Source organism: Micromonospora sp. NPDC005413 (assembly GCF_040606435.1).
Lineage (GTDB): Bacteria > Actinomycetota > Actinomycetes > Mycobacteriales > Micromonosporaceae > Micromonospora.
This window is the reverse complement of record NZ_JBEXEV010000019.1, coordinates 111781-117924: the sequence shown is the minus strand read 5'-3', so window position 1 is coordinate 117924 and position 6144 is coordinate 111781. Positions and strand designations below refer to the sequence as shown.

Here is a 6144-nt window from a genome sequence, read left to right as displayed (position 1 = left end):
GCCGGATCGGGACGCTTCACGCTTCTTGGTGTCGGTCGCGCGCTTCTGGCTGTCCGACATCTCGGCCCAGGCCCGCTTGGGCAGGTAACGACTCGACTTGACAACGATCTGCCCTAGATCGACGCGAGGTGTGGGGGTTCCCGGCTTCTTGGGCGGCCTGGTTTTAGGGCGGCTGACGCTGCCGTGGTGGGGTTGGGCGCGGCGGGTTGGGTGTTAGCGGGCCGCGGGGGTGAGGTCGGGCTCGGTGGGCGTCGGCAGTGCGAGGGCGTCGGCCCTGCGGCGGCGGCGCAGCTCGATCGGAAGCACCACCAGGGTGACCAGTGCACCGAGCGCGCCGGTCACCACGAAGCCCCAGAGCGGCGCGCTGGCGTCGATCACCGCGCCGGCGAGCGGCGCGCCGATCGCGATGCCGACGGTGACCGCCGATCCGTGCAGGCCCATTGCCTCACCGCGTACCTCGGCTGGGACCAGGCGGCTGACCGCGTCGGAGCCGGCGGCGATGGTGGGCGCGCAGAGCGCGCCGGCCGGGATCAGCGCCAGGCACAGCAGCCACCAGTGCGCACCGCCCAGCCCGACCGGGATGGTGCACAGGGCGAGTGCCGCGGTCAGTGCCAGCGGGGAGAACGAGCGGTGGACGGCCCCGTAGGCGAACCCGCCGGCCAGCGAGGCGACCGCCCAGATGGCCAGCACCACGCCGGTCCAGCCGACCTCGCCGCTGGCCCGCAGCACGGCGACCACCGCTACATCGGTGCCACCGAGCACCAGGGTCGCGGCGGCACTGAGCGCCAACACGGCGAGCAGTCGGGGTGTCAGCCACTCCCGGCGAGGCACTCGACGCTGTGGGCCGGTGGGCTCGGTGGCACCGCGGATCGGCGGGTTGACCAGCCACAGGGCGATCCCGGCGGCGACGATGCCGCCGCCGACCAGGTACATGGTGGTCTGCGCGGAGATCGCGGTGACCAGGGCCACCGCCAACGCCGGGCCGATCATGAAGGACAGCTCCACCGACATCGAGTCCAGTGCGTACGCCGGGCGGCGTTGGTCCTCCGGGGCCAGCGCGGCGATCGACTGACGGACCACGGAGAAGATGGGCAGGGCCAGGGAGCCGGCCACGAAGGCGGCCGGCAGCAGCAGGGAGTACGGCAGCGAGGGCGCGGTGGACCAGAAGATCGCCTCGGCGATGGCGGTGAGCACCAGCACCGGGCGGAGGCCACGTCGGTCCACCAGTCGGCCGAGTATCGGCCCGCCGATCGCCGCGCCCACGGTGATGGCCGCACCCACCAGGCCAGCGGCTCCATAGCCCCGGTCGAGGTCGAGCACCACGTGGAAGGTCAGCGTCACCCCGGTCGCGGTGAGCGGGATGCGGGCGAGGACGGCGACCAGCAGCAGCGACCGCAGGCCGGGTAGGGCGAGCACCTGCCGGTAAGGCTTCATGTTCACGTGGGTCCGTACCTCCGGCGACATCCTCGACCGGCGGCGGCCCGATGGCCAACCAATTATCGCCTCATGCGGCCCTGATCACAGGCTGGCCGTGCAGGGTCACCCCGGCGCCGTCCATGGCGCGTAGTGCCACGTCGGTGGTCGCCGGGGCGACAGCGGCGGTCAACTCGAGCAGCACGGTGGTGGTGAAACCCTCCCGGGCGGCGTCCAGTGCCGTCGCCCGGACGCAGTGGTCGGTGGCGATGCCGACCAGGTCCACCCGGTCCACGTCGTGCCGGCGCAGCCAGTCGGCCAGGCACTCGCCGTCGTCGGCGTGCCCCTCGAACCCGGAGTACGCCGCCGCGTGCTCGCCCTTGTGGAAGATCGCCTCGACCCGACCGGTGTCCAGGTCGGGGTGGAACTCCGAACCGCTGGTGCCGACCACGCAGTGCCGTGGCCAGGACTCCACGAAGTCCGGCGGATCGCCGAAGTGCGCGCCCGGGTCGACGTGGTAGTCCTTGGTGGCGACCACGTGCGCCCACCGGTCCGGCTCGGAGGCGAGCAGTCGGGAGATGCCCGCGGCCACCCCCGCGCCGCCGACGACGGCCAACGAGCCGCCCTCGCAGAAGTCGTTCTGCACGTCCACGATGATCAGCGCGTTGGCCATTGGGGGTTCCCTCTCCTCATGGTCGATCTGCGGCGGCGGTCCCGGATGAGCTCAGCCGGCGGGTACGACGGTGACCGGCACGGCCGGGTCGCCGGTCGAGAGCTTCAGCCCTTCCCACGGAATGGAGATCAGGCACTCGCGCAGGTGCTCCCGTGACTCGTCGAGGGTGGGTAGCGACACCGGCTCGCCGGAGACCACGAACGAGCGCTGGAGCAGGCGGTCGTTGGGCTGCCGGTCCGGTACGCCCTGCGGGACGATGATCTCCTCGGTGGCGGTGCCGGTCGGCTTGTGCCGGCGGACCGCGACCTTCCGGCCGCCGATGGTCGCCTTGTGCTCGGAGCGCTTCACCACCGGCCGTCCCTCGACCTCGACGAGCTTGTAGACCAACCCGGCGGTCGGTGCCCCGGAGCCGGTGACCACGGCAGTGCCTGCGCCGTACATGTCCACGGGTTCGGCGGCCAGCGAGGCGATCGCATACTCGTCCAGGTCACCAGAAACGATGATCTTGGTCTCGGTGGCGCCCAACGAGTCGAGCAGCTCCCGGGACTGCTGAGCGATCACCGCCAGGTCGCCCGAGTCGATCCGGATCGCCCGCAACTCGGGCCCGGCCACCGCGATCGCGTTGCGGATGCCCTGGCTGATGTCGTACGTGTCGACCAGCAGCGTGGTGTCCTTGCCCAGCGTGGCGACCTGCGAGGCGAACGCCGCCCGCTCGTCGTCGTGCAGCAGGGTGAACGCGTGCGCGGCCGTGCCCGCCGTCGGGATGCCGTAGCGCGCACCGGCGGCGAGATTGGACGTGAACCGGAACCCGGCCAGGTACGCGGCCCGCGCCGCGGCCACCGCCGCCTCCTCGTGGGCCCGACGCGACCCCATCTCGATCAGCGCCCGGCCACGCGCCGCGGTCACCATCCGAGCTGCCGCGGCTGCCACCGCGCTGTCGTGGTTGAGCACGGAGAGCACGAGCGTCTCCAGCACCACGCACTCGGCGAATCCGCCGGAGACGGTGAGGATGGGTGAACCGGGGAAGAACAGCTCACCCTCGGCGTACCCGTCGATGTCGCCGGTGAAGCGGTAGTCGGTGAGCCAGGCCGCCGCCGCCTCGTCGACCACCCCGGTCCGGAGCAGGAAGTCGACCTCTGTGGGGTCGAACCGGAAGTCGCGGATCAGGTCGATCAGCCGGACCGTGCCGGCGACCACGCCGTATCGGCGGCCGCTCGGCAACCGGCGACTGAACACCTCGAAGACGCACCGGCGGTCGGCGGTGCCGTCCTTCAGTGCGGCGCTGACCATGGTCAGCTCGTAGTGGTCGGTCAGCAGCGCGGGGCGGTGGGTGCTCACCGCCCCAGCCTAAGGTTCAGCCCGCGTCGCTGCCCTCGTGGCCCGGGATGGAGCGCAGCGCGGCCCACAGCTCGGCCCGGCCGGTCACGCCGAGCTTGGCGTAGATCCGCTGGAGGTGGTTCTCCACCGTGCGCGCCGAGAGGTAGAGCCGCTCCGCGATGGCCCGGCTTGGCGCGCCGTGTGCGGCGAGGCGGGCCACCTGCCACTCCCGCTCGGTGAGCACCGGCGCACCCGCGTGCAGCGCCGGCGTCCGGATCAGGTCGCAGCGCCCGAGCAGCCCGGCCAGGCGTTCCCGGGCATCGTTGGCCGCCGCTGAGTGCTGCCGGCGCAACCGCTGCACGGCCTGGGAGGTGGCCTCGGCCGCGTACACGGTCAGCTCCAGCGTGATGTAGTCATCGGCGACCGCGAGCAGATCCGTGGTGGAGTCGGTCACCGCGGCGCGCGCGTGCCGGGCCAGCAGCGGCGGCAGTGCCCCGTCGACCCGCTCGGAAAGCTCGGCGAGGCGCTGCGCGACGGTGCGCCGGCCACCATCGGAGCAGGTGGGCCCGATCGGCATGCCAGCCTGATCCAGTCGGACGAGATCGTGCAGGACGTGCACCTCATGCCCGGCGAAGCCGTCCGAGCGGAGCCGGTCCACGAGATCGCTGAGCTGCTTGACCGCGCCCGGCAGATCACCCGACGCGGCGAGCGTCGCGCCCCGGGCCTGCTCCAACCACGGGTAGAGCACCGCCATGCCCGGTGCGTGGGTGCGGTCCGCTTCGGCCATCGCCGCAGCCGCCTGTGCGGAGTCGCCGCGCAGCGCCGCCGACTGGGCGCGCTCGGCCTGGGCCAGACCGGCATAGACCCGGCTGGTGGCCAGCACCGCGCAGGCACCCAGGGAGGTCCGCATGGCCGCGTCGCTCTGCCCGCGCAGCCGGGCCGCGTACGCCTGGAGGATCGCCAGGTAGCCGGTGCCGAGACGGAAGTCACCGGCCCCGGCGAGGTCGGCGAACTCGTCGGCCACGATCGCGTCGATCCCGGCCAGGTCGCCGGTGAGCATGAGCCTGGTGCCCCGGGCGAGCTCCAGGGCCAATTGCAGGTATGGCATGTCGGTGCGCCAGGTGGCCGCGGCGGAGTGCACCTGGGCGATCGCCGTACCGCTGTGGGTCAGCTGGCCCTGCGCGGCCTGGACGTACGCGATGGTGCAGCGGGCCAGCTCGCGGGCGGCGACGCCGGCCGCCGGCCGGTCCAGTACGCGCTGGCTGAGCCGCACGGCGGCGGTCGTGTCCAGTCGGTGCAGCCGCATGGTCGCCTCGAAGGCGTGCACCCGGGACCGGTCGGCTGAGTCGCTGAGCTGCTCGGCCCGGCTCGCGATTTCCTCCACTGTGGATTCCCGGCTCAGCCCCCAGTAGCTGACCATCCCCCGCACCGTCAGCCAGCGGCAGAGTCGCCGCTCGTCGCCGGGCTCGGGGGTCACCGCGTCGAGGACGTCGATCGCCTCGTCGGGCCGGTCGGCGAACATCAGGATGGTGGCCAGCAGCTCCGCGGCGTCGGAACCACCGTCGGCATTCAGCGCGGCACGCGCCAGGCGGGTCGCCAGCGGCACGTCGTATCGGGTGAAGGCCTGCATCGCGGCGTCCACCAGCAGGGCCGGGTCCTGTGCGGTGCCCGAGTCGAGACGCCAGACCGCCACCCGCAGCAGGTCGTCGCGGCGGCGCTTGCCGACCTGCTCGAGCAGCTCCGCGAGGTGGGCCTGGAGTCGGCGGGTGCGGCTGACCGGGCAGCGGCGGCGCATCACCTCGCCGTAGAGCGGGTGAGCCAGCCGGACGTTGGTCCGTCGGTCGTGCTGGACCACGCTGATCAGCCCGCGTTCCTCGGCCATCTCCACGTCCGCCTGGTCGGCAGCCTGCTTGAGGAGGTGCAGGCCGAGAGGTTCGCCGAACGCCACCAGCTCGACAACCGCGCGGACGCCGTCGGTGAGCTTCCCGACCCGGGTGTCGATCAGGTCGGTCAGGCTGGGTGCCAGCTCCAGTCGCCCGGTCCAATTCCAGATCCCGTAGGTCTGCTTCAACTCCGCGCTGCCGTTGGCGGCGTGCACCAGCTCTCGCAGCAGCAGCGGGTTGCCCGCCGAGAGCTGGCCGAGCCGGTCGGCGGAGCCGGCGTCGACCGGACCACCCAGGATCGCCGCCAGCAGGCCAGCGGTCTCCGCCTGTGGCATCGGGGTCAGCTCGACGTGCTCGACCAGGTCGTCGGTCCAGAGTGCGCGGATCGGCAGCGGGATCTGCTCGCCGTCGCGCAGGGTGCCGACCACTGTGGCATTCTCCGCGCGGGCGACCAGGTGCACCAGCGCCGCCGAGGGTGGATCGAGCAGGTGGGCGTCGTCGATGGCGAGCACGATCCGTCGGCCAGCCGCCTGCTGTTGCAACAGGTTGAGCGCCCAGCGCAGGATGCCGGCGGGGGAGAGACCCTGGGGTTGTTCGGCGGGAAGGACCTGCACCAGCCCGCCGAACGGCAGCGCGGCGGTGGTCGCGCTGGCCGCGATGGACCAGATCGCGAACCGCTCGGTGGGCAACGTGCTGACGCCCTCGCGCAGCAGTCGGCTCTTGCCGATGCCCGCGCTGCCGCTGAAGAAGAGCCCTCGGCCTGCCTCGCCGGTCACCGCCGCCAGTAGGCGGTTCAGCTCGTCGGTTCGGCCGACGAACTTCCATCGACTCATCCGCGCAGCATATCGATCGAATCCT

4 protein-coding genes are annotated in these 6144 nt (G+C 72.3%); all 4 read right to left on the bottom strand.

Annotated elements, in window-relative coordinates; all coding sequences use genetic code 11:
• Window positions 1–213: 213 nt before the first annotated feature.
• From ABZS37_RS20505 to ABZS37_RS20490, 4 genes are read right to left on the bottom strand one after another with little or no spacing between them, the layout of a single operon-like run.
• Complete coding sequence (locus ABZS37_RS20505; RefSeq protein ID WP_355171116.1) at window positions 214–1464, bottom strand: MFS transporter; 1251 nt, start codon at window positions 1462–1464, stop codon at window positions 214–216.
• A 40-nt stretch (window positions 1465–1504) separates the two neighbouring features.
• On the bottom strand, window positions 1505–2086 hold the full coding sequence (locus ABZS37_RS20500; protein ID WP_355171114.1) for an isochorismatase family protein: 582 nt from the start codon (window positions 2084–2086) through the stop codon (window positions 1505–1507).
• 51 nt (window positions 2087–2137) lie between these two features.
• Window positions 2138–3424, bottom strand: a complete 1287-nt coding sequence (locus ABZS37_RS20495; RefSeq protein WP_355171112.1) for a nicotinate phosphoribosyltransferase — start codon at window positions 3422–3424, stop codon at window positions 2138–2140.
• 16 nt (window positions 3425–3440) lie between these two features.
• The gene (locus ABZS37_RS20490) at window positions 3441–6119 is read right to left on the bottom strand and encodes a LuxR C-terminal-related transcriptional regulator (protein ID WP_355171110.1); all 2679 of its coding nucleotides are present in this window, start codon (window positions 6117–6119) and stop codon (window positions 3441–3443) included.
• Between the last annotated feature and the right edge of the window lie 25 nt (window positions 6120–6144).

Excerpts from the sequence above, each read along its gene's own strand:
- ABZS37_RS20500 (WP_355171114.1), bottom strand. The coding sequence starts at position 2,086 with ATGGCCAACGCGCTGATCATCGTGGACGTGCAGAACGACTTCTGCGAG.
- ABZS37_RS20490 (WP_355171110.1), bottom strand. The coding sequence starts at position 6,119 with ATGAGTCGATGGAAGTTCGTCGGCCGAACCGACGAGCTGAACCGCCTA.
- ABZS37_RS20505 (WP_355171116.1), bottom strand. The coding sequence starts at position 1,464 with ATGTCGCCGGAGGTACGGACCCACGTGAACATGAAGCCTTACCGGCAG.